Source organism: Halalkalibacter oceani (genome assembly GCF_023715705.1).
In the GTDB taxonomy this organism is placed as follows: domain Bacteria; phylum Bacillota; class Bacilli; order Bacillales; family Bacillaceae_D; genus Halalkalibacter; species Halalkalibacter oceani_A.
This window is the reverse complement of record NZ_JAMBOS010000008.1, coordinates 142,248-157,858: the sequence shown is the minus strand read 5'-3', so window position 1 is coordinate 157,858 and position 15,611 is coordinate 142,248. Positions and strand designations below refer to the sequence as shown.

The 15,611-nt window shown below is 47.1% G+C and carries 10 protein-coding genes, 1 rRNA gene and 2 riboswitches; of the genes, 1 reads left to right on the top strand and 10 read right to left on the bottom strand.

Annotated features, from left to right (window positions below; all coding sequences use genetic code 11):
* Window positions 1–358: ribosomal RNA gene (locus M3212_RS10480) — 16S ribosomal RNA — on the bottom strand; the annotation flags it as partial.
* Between the two features lie 387 nt (window positions 359–745).
* Between M3212_RS10480 and amt the strand changes: the two genes are divergently transcribed.
* Window positions 746–3,046, top strand: a complete 2,301-nt coding sequence (gene amt / locus M3212_RS10475) for an ammonium transporter (protein WP_251193915.1) — start codon at window positions 746–748, stop codon at window positions 3,044–3,046.
* 194 nt (window positions 3,047–3,240) lie between these two features.
* Here the strand turns inward: amt and M3212_RS10470 are convergent, their stop codons facing one another.
* The 9 genes from M3212_RS10470 to M3212_RS10430 form a co-directional block, all read right to left on the bottom strand.
* Window positions 3,241–4,542 carry an NCS2 family permease gene (locus tag M3212_RS10470; RefSeq protein WP_251193914.1) on the bottom strand — a complete coding sequence of 434 codons (1,302 nt, stop codon included), beginning with the start codon at window positions 4,540–4,542 and terminating at the stop codon, window positions 3,241–3,243.
* 108 nt (window positions 4,543–4,650) lie between these two features.
* Window positions 4,651–4,752, bottom strand: a riboswitch (purine riboswitch).
* A 281-nt stretch (window positions 4,753–5,033) separates the two neighbouring features.
* Complete coding sequence (locus M3212_RS10465) at window positions 5,034–5,837, bottom strand: ABC transporter ATP-binding protein (RefSeq protein WP_251193913.1); 804 nt, start codon at window positions 5,835–5,837, stop codon at window positions 5,034–5,036.
* Window positions 5,837–6,874 (bottom strand): FecCD family ABC transporter permease, encoded by a 1,038-nt coding sequence (locus M3212_RS10460; protein WP_251193912.1) that lies wholly within the window; start codon window positions 6,872–6,874, stop codon window positions 5,837–5,839. Before M3212_RS10460 ends, M3212_RS10465 begins: the two co-directional genes overlap by 1 nt.
* On the bottom strand, window positions 6,871–7,914 hold the full coding sequence (locus M3212_RS10455) for a FecCD family ABC transporter permease (protein WP_251193920.1): 1,044 nt from the start codon (window positions 7,912–7,914) through the stop codon (window positions 6,871–6,873). Before M3212_RS10455 ends, M3212_RS10460 begins: the two co-directional genes overlap by 4 nt.
* Window positions 7,904–8,971, bottom strand: coding sequence for an iron-siderophore ABC transporter substrate-binding protein (locus tag M3212_RS10450; protein ID WP_251193911.1), 1,068 nt, complete (start codon window positions 8,969–8,971; stop codon window positions 7,904–7,906). Before M3212_RS10450 ends, M3212_RS10455 begins: the two co-directional genes overlap by 11 nt.
* A 240-nt stretch (window positions 8,972–9,211) precedes the next feature.
* Window positions 9,212–10,732 (bottom strand): glutamine-hydrolyzing GMP synthase, encoded by a 1,521-nt coding sequence (gene guaA / locus M3212_RS10445; protein ID WP_251193919.1) that lies wholly within the window; start codon window positions 10,730–10,732, stop codon window positions 9,212–9,214.
* A gap of 219 nt (window positions 10,733–10,951) precedes the next feature.
* Window positions 10,952–11,053: riboswitch (purine riboswitch) on the bottom strand.
* Between the two features lie 39 nt (window positions 11,054–11,092).
* Window positions 11,093–13,267, bottom strand: coding sequence for a DUF4129 domain-containing transglutaminase family protein (locus M3212_RS10440; protein ID WP_251193910.1), 2,175 nt, complete (start codon window positions 13,265–13,267; stop codon window positions 11,093–11,095).
* Window positions 13,268–13,285: 18 nt separating this feature from the next.
* Entirely contained in the window at window positions 13,286–14,434 is a 1,149-nt protein-coding gene (locus tag M3212_RS10435) for a DUF58 domain-containing protein (protein WP_251193909.1), read from the bottom strand.
* Window positions 14,431–15,390, bottom strand: coding sequence for an AAA family ATPase (locus M3212_RS10430; protein ID WP_251193908.1), 960 nt, complete (start codon window positions 15,388–15,390; stop codon window positions 14,431–14,433). The genes M3212_RS10435 and M3212_RS10430 overlap by 4 nt, the downstream gene beginning before the upstream one ends.
* Window positions 15,391–15,611 lie beyond the last annotated feature (221 nt).

Below are 15,611 nucleotides of genomic sequence, written 5' to 3'. Positions count from 1 at the left end.
TCTGGGCCGTGTCTCAGTCCCAGTGTGGCCGATCACCCTCTCAGGTCGGCTACGCATCGTCGCCTTGGTGAGCCTCTACCTCACCAACTAGCTAATGCGCCGCGGGCCCATCCCCCAGTGATAGCCGGAGCCATCTTTTATAACGGGATCATGCGATCCCGAAAATTATCCGGTATTAGCACCGATTTCTCGATGTTATCCCAGTCTGAGGGGCAGGTTGCCCACGTGTTACTCACCCGTTCGCCGCTGGATCCACTGACGTCATCCCGAAGGAATCTGTCAGGTTCACCCGCTCGACTTGCATGTATTAGGCACGCCGCCAGCGTTCGTCCTGAGCCAGGATCAAACTCTCCATGAAAATGGTGAGCTGATTAAGCTCTTAAACTTTTTTGACGGTGACATTCGTCACCTTTTTTTCGCTTGGCTTTTGTTCAGTTTTCAAAGAACTCGTTAGCGTCGTTTGTTAGCGACTTGATCATCTTATCAAACGATTTCGGACAAGTCAACACTTTTCAACAAAAATTTTACTGCGTTCTCCACGCACTAGGATGAAAGCTAGTAAAAAAGTAGCTCAACCTTTATCAATCGGGGAAGTTATTCCCGCTTCCGTGTCAGATTCCGAGCAAATCCATGTCATATTATCTAAAATTTATGTCAGATTTCCTTTCGATCATTCGGACTTTTTACCCGCAACATGCTAATCTTAGCTTAAAATTCAGAATATTCGCTTTTGGGAGGGGATCAAGTGGAAGAGTTACAAATGCACTTAAACTTTGTTTGGGTGATTCTTGCCAGCATACTCGTTTTGATCATGCAGGCAGGCTTCACTGCCCTAGAGGCCGGAATGACCCGGGCAAAAAACTCCATTAATGTAGCGATGAAAAATGTCGTCGATATTATTATCGCGACTATCCTGTTTAGTCTTATCGGCTTTCCTATTATGTTCGGGGAAAGTGCAGGAGGGTTATTTGGAACCGACTCATTCTTCTACAGCGGAATGGAGGAGGACCCATGGAATTGGGCATTTTTATTATTTCAAATTGTATTCGCTGGAACAGCCGCAACAATTGTATCCGGAGCGATAGCAGAGCGCGTTAAATTTTCAGGCTATGTTATCGGCACTATTTTGATCATTCTCGTCATATATCCGTTTTTCGGACATTGGGCGTGGGGAAGTCTCTGGAAAGAAGGGCAGGAAGGCTGGCTCGAAGGAATCGGCTTTATGGATTTTGCCGGTTCGACCGTCGTCCACTCTGTTGGCGCATGGGTCGCATTAGCAGCAGCGATTGTCATCGGACCGCGAATCGGAAAATATACAGAGAATGGCGAACCGCGTTCTTTTACAGGAAGCAATGCTGTTATGGCGACATTGGGGGTTTTTATTCTCTGGTTCGGCTGGTTCGGCTTTAATGCCGGCTCCACGACCTATGCTGATACGAATATCGCCATGATTGCCCTGAACACGCAACTCGCTGCTGTCGCCGGCGGTCTGCTCGCCTTAACAGTATCATGGTGGCTATATCAACGCCCCCATGTCGAAAGTATTCTAAACGGAATTCTTGGCGGACTTGTTGCGATCACTGCCGGAGTTGATGTCATGTCTCCCTTGAATTCACTCCTCGTCGGAGCAATCGGCGGAGCAATTGTCGTTCTCGCCTCACATTTTATTGAGCGAAAATTAAAAGTAGATGATGCGATCGGAGCGATTGCTGTTCATGGCGTCGCCGGAGCATGGGGCACACTTGCCATCGGCTTCTTGGGCAAGGCGGAACTTTTAGCATTAGATAGCCGCCTGCAGCAAATCGGCGTTCAAGGGATAGGCGTAGTCGTCGCCTTCATTTGGGCGTTCGGCCTTGGTTACATTCTCTACTGGAGCATCAATAAAATTTACCCACTCCGTGTCAGCCGTGAAGATGAGGAAGCCGGCTTAAACGTATCCGAACACGGGGAGCGGATCGCGATGGTTGATTCGATTATCGCCATGCAGGAAATCGCCGCAGCGAAAGGCGATCTAACGAAAACATTGCGGGTTGAACCCGGCGAAGATACAGCAGAGCTTCATCACGCCTTTAATACATTATTGCGGCGGCTAAACAGCCTGATTGAACAGGTGAAGACGGAATCGAACTTTGTTTTCCACGCTTCAGATCAACTAATCTCACTGACTGAGAAGCTCGAGAAAAGCTCCGGACAACAAAAGGATTACATCGGCCAATCGAAGGAGTACTTCACAAAAACGAAAAACCAGCTGGCAGAGGAGCTCGCGACAGATGAACAGGTGCTCGCCACGATTCAGGAATCCTTTAGTACGATGGAACAGCTTGGCAGTAAATTTGATGCAATCCAGCTGGAGATAAGAGAGATGTCCTCCTCTCTCGCTGATGTAACCGAATCAACTGCCGACACCCATCAATCCGTTGATCAAATGAGTAATCATATTGAACAGATTTCCCAATTCTCCGGAAAGATCGAGAATATTATTACAACGATCAACTCAATTACCGAAAAAATCAACCTGCTCTCGCTTAATGCGAGAATTGAGGCCGCGCGCGCCGGTGAGCACGGCAAGGGCTTTTCCGTTGTCGCCGATGAAATTCGCAAACTTGCAGATCAATCGCAGGAAGCGACGACGCAAATCTCAGCTATTTTAAAAGAAAATGCGACGATTATCGATTCGGGGCAAAATCAGTTAAAAACATTTATGACGAGCTTCCACTCATTGTACAAAAGCCTCACCCAGCTGCCGAGCCGCTTTACCTTTATTGATGAAAGCATTCTAACCGTCAACAATGAAACAGCCTCCTTTGTGAAAAAACTCGATAAAATCAGCAAAGAAACCTCTGAAATGGGGCATAACCGCCTCCGGCAACAGGAGGAGATGGACAGTCTCGTCAAAACAATTGATGACATTTATGCGATTGCCGAAGACACCAGCACCCTTTCTGATGAGATTCGTGACAGCTCCATTAAAATGAAAAAACAAAGCAATACCCTGCGGCAAAGTGTTGATCAATTTAAAACAAACCCAACGTTAACGCTCTCGTAAGGAAAAGAGCAAAAAGAGGCTGGGACAAAAGGTTGTTTTTTTTACCTTTTGCCCAGCCTCCAAGCAATGAGCGGAACCGCCACGATCTTTTAAAGCCCGTTGTGAGTGGGTTTCTCACAACGGGCTTGTGGCGTGTGAAGCCATTGCCAGTAGGTCCAAAGCTAGTTTTGTCTCAAGCTTTTTTCCATGTCGGCCTACTCCGATAAGAAACCAAAGTAAGCTAAGAAGACGAAGAATAGGACATACATAATTGGATGAACATCTTTCCCTTTCCCCCTACAAATCATCGTAACAGGGTACAAAATGAACCCGATCGCAATCCCGGTTGCGATGCTGTAAGTTAACGGCATCGTCACGACGGTCAAAAAGGCCGGTATAGCAATTTCGAGCTTCTTCCAGTCAATCTGACCGAGAGAGGACGCCATTAAAATACCAACGATAATTAAAGCCGGCGCCGTCACTTGATCTGTCACCACTGCCAGCAGCGGCGAGAAGAAAAGCGCAACGATGAATAACAGAGCTGTTACCACTGACGCAAAGCCTGTCCGACCACCCGCAGCGACACCAGAAGAAGACTCGATGTACGCCGTTGTCGTCGACGTTCCTAAAATCGCACCAATAGATGTCGCGCTTGAATCGGCAAGCAACGCCTTATTAGCCCGTGGAAGCTTGTTATCTTTGACAAAGCCCGCCTGATTCGCCACCCCGTATAACGTTCCAGCCGTATCAAAGAAATCAACAAATAAAAATGTGAGAATAACGATAAGAAGCTGTACCGTGAAGACGGACGACCAGTCAATCGCAAATGCTTGTCCAAAAGTCGGAGCAAGCGAAGGCACAGCGCCAATGATACCGTCAGGCATATCAATGACACCTGTGATCACCCCGGCAAGTGAAGTGAGAATCATCCCGTAGAAAATTCCGCCCTTTACGCCACGCACCATCAGAATAACCGTAATCACCAAACCGAAAATAGCAAGCAACGTCGTCGGCGCGTGAATGATGCCAAGCTCGACAGCCGTCGCTTCGGATGGTACGACAATACCGGCGTTTTTCAAACCGATAAAGGCGATGAATAGCCCGATACCTGCCGCCGCTGCATATTTCAGTTCAGCCGGAATCGCATTGATAATTAACTCCCGAACACCAACTAACGTAATAAGAATAAAAATAATACCAGACATAAACACACCGAACAAAGCAACTTGCCAGTCAATCCCCATTCCGAGCACGACAGAATAAGCAAAAAAGGCGTTAAGCCCCATCCCCGGTGCAAGGGCGATTGGGTAGTTCGCCAGCAGACCCATGATCAATGTCCCTAATGCCGCCGCCAGTGCTGTTGCCGTAAAGACAGCGCCAAGATCCATACCTGCGTCTCCAAGAATAGAAGGATTGACAAACAGGATATAAGCCATCGATAAAAACGTCGTCAAACCAGCGATGATTTCTTTCCGATAGGACGTGCCATTCTCCTTAAAACCAAAATACCGATCCATTTGATAGCCTCCAATTTATATTTTCTGTTCCACAAACGACGAAAAAAGCTTCAGGCCCTTCTTTGCCTAAAGCTTTCCTCAAAAAATCCGACATATTCCGTTTATTTGTGGAATAGGTTGATTTTTCGTAGTCAAGCTATTTACGGCAGCTTGGTAGAGACTTGCAGGCCATATTCCTGCAGTTATACGAAAATAAATACGAAAGGAGAGAAGTCTCTCTCATTCATCCATAAGAAGTGTAGCAATCAACCTATCTGTTGTCAAGAAAAATCCGAACGTTAATACAATATAATTATTTAATATTCGCCTATTATACTTCCGCCTTCACAGTCCCACTTACCGATTAAATCTTTTCAGAGACTACTATCCAAATTTTATCGCCTTATCAACAGACCTGTCAATTGGAGGCCACTGAAAAAATGAAAATCGTACTTTTTCAGCAGCTTCGTCAATTGCAGCTTTTTATAGAACGACCGAGCGCTGCAAACCGTTCAATCCGTTACATGATACCGTCCTTTTGGAATCACTAATGGGGTATCAGAGATCGGGTCCGGAATGACAACACAGTCTAAATCAAAGACTGTCTTTACTAAATCACTTGTCAGGACCTCAGCAGGCTTGCCTTCGGCGACAAGACGTCCTTTTTTCACCGCAAAAATATAATCTGCATAGCGGGCCGATAAATTAATATCATGCAATACCATCACAATCGTTGTCCCAAACTGGTGATTCAGATTTGTAAGCAAGTCAAGTATCTCTATCTGATAGATGATATCCAAAAAGGTCGTCGGTTCATCTAATAGCAAAATATCTGTTTGCTGGGCCAGGGCCATTGCAATCCACACGCGCTGTCTTTGACCACCTGAAAGCTCATCAATATCCTGATTCGCAAACTCCATTATATTCATAAATTCCATAGCATCTTCCACAGCTTCATAATCCTTTTTCGACCATCCACTGAATAAGGATTGATGCGGGAATCTTCCCCGCCCGACCAAATCTGCGACAGTAATCCCGTCCGGTACTACGGGAGATTGCGGAAGCAGCCCTAACGTACGCGCTAATTGCTTAGGCGGGTATTTGTGGATCGCCTTCCCATCAAGCGTGACTTCCCCTCCTGTCGGCTTAATAAGCTTGGCCATTGTTTTCAAAAGAGTTGATTTCCCACATCCATTTGCGCCAATAATGACGCTGATTTTATTTTTCGGAATTTCAAGATCAATTTCATCAATAATCGTCTTGTTATCATAGCCGGAAACAAGACGCTCCGCTCGAAAAACATGCGTGTTGCTCATTACAATTCTCCTTTTCGGTTCATCCGGATTAGCAAATAAATTAAATATGGCGCTCCGAGTATGCCCGTTATAACACCCACAGGAAATCTATATTCAAATGCAAATTGTCCAATTAAATCTGCAAATAATACTAGATTGGCACCGACTAAACCTGCCGGAAGAATATTTGAAGCACTAACACCGACTAAGCGGTTCGCAATTGGTCCCGCTAAAAACGATACAAAGGCAATTGGGCCTGTTGTTGCTGTCGCAATCGCCACCATAAATACGGAGCCTACAATTAAAATGACTCGTGTTTTATCGGTAGCTACACCGAGCGAGGTCGCCATTTGATCTCCTAACTCCAGCATGCTTAACTGTTTGCTAAGCACCAACATAACCGGTGCCAAAGCAACAACTATGATAATTAAAGGAAGGACTGCACTCATTTTTGCACCGTTTAAACTGCCGCTTAACCATCTTAATACTTCCGCAATATCCTGCTGAGCGCTTCTGAGAATTAAATAGGAAATGACCGCATCGAGCATCGCCTGCATCCCAATTCCGATAATAATCAAGCGCCCAATTGAAAATGACCGGCCACGAGCTAAAAAATACATCACGATGACTGTTGCTAATCCTGCAATGACAGCCGCGAATGATATCGCTGTATTGTTTAGATGCAACACGGTAATGCAAAACACAGCAGCTGCACTGGACCCCGATGTAATGCCTAATATATTTGGGTTAGCTAATGGATTCCGTAAGATCGTTTGAAAAATATAACCGGCCACACCAAAGGCAAATCCCGCAAATAAACCGGTGATCATTCTTGGGAGCCGAATCGTATTAACGGCAAAGTCAGCTCCTGCAATTTCTTCTCCCATTAATGTTCGAATCACAACACCGACCGGATAAATCGTGTTCCCTAATAAGAGCATCGCACAACAAAGAACAACAGCCAAGACGGCCAATAAAGAGGTAACTATAAGCCAGCGTCTTTTTCTTTTACGCATCTCGAGCATAATCTCATTGACTTCAGCTGATTGAATTCTCATAATGCCCTCACCTTCGATCTCTTTGCCAGTAAGATGAGGATCGGCGCACCGATAAACGCCGTAATAATACCTACTTCGAGTTCTCCCGGACTTCCAAGGAGCCTGCCTGCCACATCAGATAATGTTAAAATAATCGCCCCTGCCAATGCCGACATAGGGATTAAAAAGCGTAAATCCGGTCCAATAACGAAACGCATAGCATGAGTAGCCAAAAGACCAATAAAACCGATCGGACCAGCCAGGGCGGTCGTGACGCCGCATAAAATAACACCGGCGCAAATCGCGCCTACTCTCAATAGCCCCGGACGCACTCCTAAGCCTGTCGCCACATCATCACCTAATGCTAATGCATTCAATGCCGGGGCCGTGATAAACGCCAGGGTCATGCCAATAAGTAAAAAAGGAATGAAGATGGTGATTGACTCCCATGACCCAGAGCCGACACTTCCTACCTGCCAGAATCTAAATTGATCCATCGCATATTGACTTGGAATCAAAATGGCCGTTACGAGCGAAGAAAGAGCTGCAGTAGTTGCAGCCCCGGCTAACACTAATTTTATTGGCGTTGCTCCACCGCGCCCCATAGAGCCTATGCCGAAAACGAATACGGTCGTAACAGCAGCTCCGATTAAAGCTAACCAAATGTACTGGCTTGCCGTAGTAATATTAAAAAATGTAATACCGCTCACTACAAACAAGGCTGCTCCTGTATTCACACCTAAAATACTCGGGTCAGCTAATGGGTTGCGGGTTACAGATTGCATCAGGACACCGGCAATCCCTAACGCTCCCCCACAGCACAAACTGAAAATCGTACGCGAAACCCGTTTTTGCACGACGCTTGCGCCGTAGGAATCCTGGTTTTGATAAAACAGACCATCCATTACTTCCTGGACACTGACCACCCTGGCTCCTAATACAAAAGAAGCGATGATGGTAGCTGCTAATAAAATCAGACCCAGTATTAAAATAAGCGAAAAATGCTTCGGTACCCGTAAATCAAGTTGCTTTATTTCAGAATCTGAAGTACTATTCTTCAATTTTATCAATTGCTTCACCGATTAATTCTAAATAATCATCAATTGTATAAGCGATGGAGAGCGGGTTTGGAGTCCCTGCTGCTACCAGTGGCGACTCACTTGTAATAAATGCGACGGAGCCTCGCTCAACTGCCGGGATTTTGCCCAGAATTGGATCAGCTTTAATTGTTTCATAGAGTGCATCATCGCCATAACCAACGATGATGTCTGCATCGAATAAAGATTCGACATTTTCAGCACTCAATCGTAAAGAGTAACTCTCTGGATCCGTAATCAGGTCAGTCACACTTTCCGGATAAGTCAAACCGAACTCTTCCAGAAACGCGACACGTGAATCAATTGGAGTATAGATGTGCAATTGGGATAAATCTGTCGCTGAAAAGTTAACCCACACCACTTTTTTTCCATTGATTTGCGGGTAAGCACTTAGTTTTTCAGCAATTAATTCCTCTGTTTCTTCAATGAGCTGCTCGCCTTCTGCTTGCATGCCCATACCTGCCGCGTTGAATTCAATTTGCTCGCGCCATGTCGTCGCCCATGGGGCTGTCGGATATGCAACAACGGGAGCAATTTCAATCAATGTCTCATAGTCCTCTGTAGTAATGCCGGAATAGGCAGCAAGGATGACGTCCGGGTTAGCATCAGCAATTGCTTCAAAGTCTAAACCGTCCGTATCATGAAATACATTGGGAGCCGCTTCGCCAAGTTCATCCAGCTTTTCTTTTGTCCATGGTAATAATCCACTATCATCTTGAACCCCAAAGTTAGCCGCCGAAAAACCGACCGGCACTACGCCTAATGCTAATGCAACATCCTGGTTTGCCCACTGAATCGTTACAACTCGTTCCGGCTTGCTTTCAATAACAGCCTCACCTAAAGCATGATTAATCGTAATCGGGAATTGAGAATCCGTTTCCGTTGCAGTCTCTGATCCCTCTCTTTCATCACTAGGCTGCTCTGCCTCATCTGTTGATGATTGACTGGAACAACCGAATAATACCAAAGCGATCGTAATGACGAGCGTCCAAACTAATAAAAGCGATTTTTTGTTTTGCATATGTAAACCTTCCTGTCTCCTATGTATTTGTCGAGCATGTTGTTATCGATCCCACTAAATGACATTGATGATCATTATCAATTATAATGAAGTTATCCTACGTTTTCAAGTTGAATATTTAGAATAGAAACAAAAGAAGCTCCTCCGTATGCTTGTTAAATAACAGCATTGTGGAGAAACTTTTTCATTTCACAAAAATACGACAGGTCTGGATATATCCAGACCTGTCGCTTTCCTCTTCTATTCCCACTCAATCGTCGCTGGCGGCTTTGATGTAATGTCATACACTACGCGGTTGACGTGCTTGACTTCATTGACAATCCGCGTTGAAATCAACTCCAGCACATCCCACGGAATCCGCGCCCAGTCGGATGTCATGCCGTCGATTGATGTAACGGCGCGAATGCCGACGGTGTAATCATACGTCCGCGCGTCTCCCATTACACCGACGCTTCGCATGTTAGGAAGTGCGGTGAAGTATTGCCAAATTTCGCGGTCCAGCCCAGCCTTTTTAATTTCCTCGCGTAAAATGGCGTCGGACTCGCGCACGATCTCAAGCTTTTCTTCCGTAATTTCACCGAGGACACGGATGCCCAGACCAGGTCCCGGGAACGGCTGGCGCCAGACGATTTCGTCAGGAATGCCGAGCTCTGTCCCGACTTTGCGCACTTCATCCTTGAAAAGAGCGTTTAGCGGTTCGATTAACGTAAAGCTCATATCTTCAGGCAGGCCGCCGACATTGTGATGCGATTTAATCGTTTGCGCCGTATCGGTTCCGCTCTCAATGATGTCGGTATAGAGTGTTCCTTGAGCAAGGAAATCCATGTCCTTCAGCTTGCCAGCCTCTTCCTCAAACACATAAATAAATTCATTTCCGATAATTTTACGTTTTTGTTCCGGGTCAGAGACACCTTTTAACTTCGACAAAAAGCGCTCCTGGGCATCGATTTTAATGACGTTCATGTTAAAGCCTTCACTGAACGTTTTCATCACACTTTCCGCTTCGTCCTTCCGGAGCAGTCCGTGGTCAATGAACATACATGTTAACTGATCGCCAATCGCTTTATGAATTAAAACAGCCACGACCGAGGAATCAACACCGCCGCTCAAGGCGCAAAGCACCTGCTTGTCCCCTACCTGTTCACGGATCTTCACAATTTCTTCCTCGATGAAATTCTCCATCGACCATTCACCCGCGCACTGACATACTTCAAAGGCGAAATTCTTTAATAAGGCGTCGCCAAACTCAGAATGCCGTACCTCCGGATGGAATTGTACGCCATAAAGCTTACGGCTTTCATCACTCATCGCCGCCACCGGGCAAGAAGGGTTGGAAGCATCAACGACAAAACCATCCGGCGGAGCAACAATTAAGTCACCATGACTCATCCAGACAGACTGCTCTATCGGAAGACCGAGGAATAAATCGGACTGGTTTTCGACTTTAATCCGCGCTTTTCCGTATTCACGATGCTCAGCGGCTTCAACGCGCCCGCCAAAATGCTGGGTCATCAGCTGCATGCCGTAGCAAATCCCTAAAATCGGTACATCCAACTCAAAGATGGCCGGATCACATTTCGGCGCTCCTTCGACATAAGCACTATTTGGGCCGCCCGAAAAAATAATCCCTTTCAGGTTCATTTTTTTCAGCTCATCTGCTGTGATCTTATTGGAATGCAGTTCACTATAGACCCCTAAATCACGGATTCTCCGTGTAATCAGCTGGTTGTACTGTCCCCCGAAATCAAGAACAACGATCATTTCCTGGTTTAACTCGTTCACTTCTTCCACACCCTTTATCTAATTTTCAGTAAGAAAAGCGGCAAGCCGCCTTTCTACTAAGTACGCCAGCTCCCTTGAAATCACTAAAAGAGGCGATGCCAATTTTAGTGATTCCAGCTGGATTTCTATCCATTTTTATCTTTCAAAAAAAGCCGGAATCCACCTTTGCTTCTCCGCAACATACAAAGGCAGATTCCAGCATAATAGAATCTGCTTCATAGTCAGATGATTTCCGGTCATCCGGTAGAGACTCTTAGGCCATATTCCTAAGGATATACGAAGGCTTTTTCTCCTATACAATTAAGCACTGATTTATTTTATCAGTGAGCTATACTGCGGTCAAGAATGGATTTTTCTGACCAGTGCTTCCCAGTTGCCTTTATGGGAAGACCAGCTCGCTTTAAGTGATTTTCCGCCATAGACAAGACGCTCATATTCATCCGTTAACAGCAGCATTTCATCAGCGGCAAAATGTTCTGCCGTCCGGTTGGCGTATTCCCGCAACGTTTCTCCGTCCTTTCGGCCCCAGCCAAACCGGTGAAGCAGCCATAATAAGCGCTCGTAGGCCGGGATAAAGGCCGTTTCATCATTGCGGCTCATAAACCGCTTCAAAACCATATATTGCATGACCTTTTTATTTTTCAGGATAAAGACAAATAAGAGAGCCACTCCGAAAAGGACAAGCAGCGTCGCCCCGCCCGGACGTGCCCAGCTTCCAGGAGAAATCGCCTGGTTCCGCTCCTCTTCTTCCTCCAATTCCGCAAAGACATCCTCTACTTCCTCGTCCTCTTCCTCCTGTTCAGGTTCTGTTGAATCAGGCGATTCCGCTTCAAGCTCCGGCTCGATAAATTCAAAGCTCGAATCAAAGCCGCTTGTCGGCTCAAATGGAACCCAACCTGCCTCCGGAAAATAAACCTCCACCCAGGAATGGGCATTTCCGTTTGTAATCTGATAAACATTCCGGTTCTCATCGAGCGTGTCAATCTGTTCGCCCTGGGTAAAGCCCTTTACCCAACGGGCCGGAATATCCAATGTCCGTAACAGGACGACCATCGAGGTTGAGAAATTATCACAATAGCCCCGTTGCGTGTCAAATAAAAACTGATCAACATAGTCTTCCCCTTCGCCCGGCACGGCAACATCATTGGTTTCATATTGAAAGAACGGACCGGACAAATAACGCTCTATCGCCTTGGCGCGATCATAGCGATTATCCTCTTCTGCCGTGATTTCCTCAGCCAAATCCCGCACCCGCTCCGGCAATTCCTCCGGCAGCTGCGTATAAAATTCGGTAATGTCAGCCGGGTCACTTTCGTGCGAGGAACGGAGTCCTTCAATATGATAGGTCGGGTAGACATATTCATAACGATAGTTTGTGAGCCCGACTGGCTCTCCTCCGAAAGAGGTTTCCGCTTTGGCAGTGAACGCATCGACTGTCAGCTCGGCCTCCATAATGCTCGAACGCGTGACCAGTTCACCCGGATAAAAGAGATGGGCGTAGCTCCGGTTCGATTCGTCGGCAAAGGCAACCTCCGCTTCAAGATACTCAAGCTCATACATCCAGCTGTTCCCTTCCTGGAAAAAGCTTTGATCGCTTCTCACTGCCGGCGTTGTCGTCTCCCAGCCCTTCCCGGTATAGAAATCCTTCGTTTCTCCACGCCAATAATGCTCCTGGGTGGCCGCCGCATAAAACAACGGCGTATCATCATCAACAAAGCCGCCTCCCAGTTGTTCATCATTATCGCCGTAGCCGATCCTTCTTACAGCATCGCCGAACCCGTCTCCCTCGGCGCCAACGGCCGCTCGCATAAACGGAACGGGATCGGCCCATTGCGGCTCAGGCTTCGGTGAAAGAAAGCCGAATATCCCACCGGTGACGACCATTGCCACAAGCAGCAGCGCCAGCCGTACCGGCAGAAGCCGCGGGGCGGAGGCAACTTTTTCCTGCTCAATCATCCGGTAAATTGTCACAAGTCCGAGCAGCAGGAAGCCGATCACGAACGTTCGGATAATCGCATAGGTCGCATCATAGATCGTGAACGTATCGAGAACCGTAATATAAACAACCGTGAGAATGAGAAAGAAAAAAATCCGCCGCGCATACACGGTCCAATAGAATAATAGATAACTCATAATCGCCAGTAGAAGAAAGAACAGAAAGCTGCGGAACAGATCCGTCAGCATATGCCACTGCCCGGTAAAAATAAATCCGCTGTTTTCAACGAAGTCAGCCAGAAAGATTCTCATCCACTCGAGCGAAAGAAACGGTCCCTCAAAGAATACAAGAAACATACCGTACACGATAACGACAGCTTTAATCAGCATCGAGACGAGAAGTGGCAATTGAATGAATGTCACGAAAAAGAATATGGCCGTAAACAGGATAAAAATATGAATGAATCCAGTATCCGTAATATACGGGAGCGGCAAGAGCCATTCCATTAGCAGCAGGAAGCTTAGCCCGTACAGGAGAAAATCCCTGCCGAATTCCATCTGTTTTTTTTCTAAACGCATGACTCTCCCCCTTTTTTTCTATTCATCTTCAAAGAGAAGCACCGAAACCCCCATCGCTTTGCATTCATCAATCAAACGGCGGTCGCTGTTCCCCAGCCCCTTCATACAGAGCGATACTTCAGCCTGCTGTGCCTGAATCGTCCGGCACGCCGTCACTAATGATTGATTGAGTTCGACACAAACGAGGTAAACATGCATCCCCTTCCATTCGCTGTACAGTCGGTGCACCGGTTCAAGCGGTTTATCAAGCGGCGACACCTGCGCCAACAGTCTCAGCCCCTGGCTGACGGTCCGCTCCGAAAGAGAGATCGACGTCCACTCCAAAGAGCGGACAGCCAGCTCAATGCTCTGGTATCTTTTACAGAATTCCGCAACGAGTGAAGCGGTGAACTCCACCGTCTGCTCAAATTGCACGGAAGAGGCGGCATGCCGGTAAGGATCAAAAGCGACCAAAATCCCCTCTCCCTGAAACGATTCAAATTCCTTTGTCATTAAGGAAGCCGAGCGTGCGGATTGCTTCCAGTCAATACTTGTCAGCCTGTCTCCGGGTACATATTGCCGCACCCCCGCTAACGAGCGATCCTCTTCGATCGCCTGACGTGAGCTGCTCCCTTCCTGCTGACGCGGACGGCCGCTGGCAGGAATCGCGTGCAGCCGGTGAATGCGCGGATAAACGAGCAGGTCTGTCTGCTGATTGAGGACCATCCTTCTTTCAAACAAACCAAACAGATCACCAAAGACGAGAATGACCGGCCCAAAGGAATGAAGCCCCCGCTTTGCCGCTGCCACCGTATAGGTCAGCTCGATCTTCTGCTGAAAGGAAAAGAAAAACAAGGCCGCGGAATCAGCGCTTCCGATCCGCTGCGGCACCGTATCCTGTATCCGGACGTAAAAGAATGGCTGGAACCTGTTTTTATGAATGATGATCGTCACCGTCAGGTCATCACCTGCCTGAAGTGAGCTCTTACTGACATTACGCTCCACCTTTTTCACTTGAAAAGGAAACAGCGCCACCAGAATCGTCGATAAAAGCACCGTCGTCACACTGTAAAACAAAAACCAGCTGACAAATCCACCTTGAAACATCGCATAAGAAAATACCGCCCCGACGAGCACTACGAGGGAAACATATTTTAAAAAAGGCCGCAAAGTGTTGATCAGCGTCACGAGCGGGCCATCCTTCTTTGCGGAACAGGTACGGAAACCTGATCAAGAATATTTTCCACAGTTTGAGCGGCTGTCGTATTGGACATTTTGCTTTCTGCTGTCATCATCATCCGGTGTGCCAGCACAAATGGCGTAATATGCTTGACATCATCCGGGGTGACATAGTCTCTTCCCATTAAAAATGCGTAAGCCTGAGAAGCTTTCATTAAAGCGATCGTCCCCCGCGGGCTGACGCCGAGCTCAACTGCCTGGTGATTTCTCGTCGCATGCACAAGGTCGATCATGTACGCTTTGACCGGCTCGCTGACGATTGTCTTCGTGACTTCATTCTGAATCGCCACAACCTCCTCCGTCGTCATCACCGCTTCAATCCCTTCGATCGGGTGCTGATGCTGAAGGCGGTTCAACACCTCAAGCTCTTCCTGTTCACTCGGATAACCGAGCTGCAGCTTCAACAAAAATCGATCAAGCTGGGCTTCAGGCAATGGAAAGGTACCGGCGTACTCGACCGGGTTCTGCGTCGCCATCACGAAAAAAGGACGGTTCAGCTGCAATGTTTCCCCGTCAACGGTCACACTGCTCTCCTCAAGCGATTCCAGCAGGGCGGATTGTGTCTTCGGTGACGTCCGGTTAATTTCGTCGGCCAGCACGATATTGGCCATGATCGGCCCTGGCCGGAATTCAAATTGACGAGTATGCTGATTATATATAGAGACGCCTGTCACATCGGACGGTAGAAGGTCAGGCGTAAACTGAATCCGCTTAAAATCGGCTCCCAGTGAGCGCGCGATTGCTTTCACCATCATCGTTTTTCCGACACCCGGGACATCCTCAAGCAAGACATGCCCTCCCGCAAAAAGCGCAACCAAACTCAGCTCGATTTCCTTTCTTTTACCTACTACAACTTGCTCAATGTTCGCAATCACTTTCTCGACTTGTTCAACCGCTGCTTCCATTCGACTGCCTCCAATCTATCATAACGCTGTAGTCCCATCATACCATTTAAGCCTTTAAAAATACGTTACATTTATTTTACCAATTTTACGCGCATTGTTCTGCTTGCTTGCCTTATTCCCTTTTTCCCTTTAGGAAAAACGCCTGAGCGGATGCCAATTTTTGTTACAGAGGCGGCTCAAGCAAGTCTGACTTTATACACAGTTTTGAAAAGAGCCCGAAA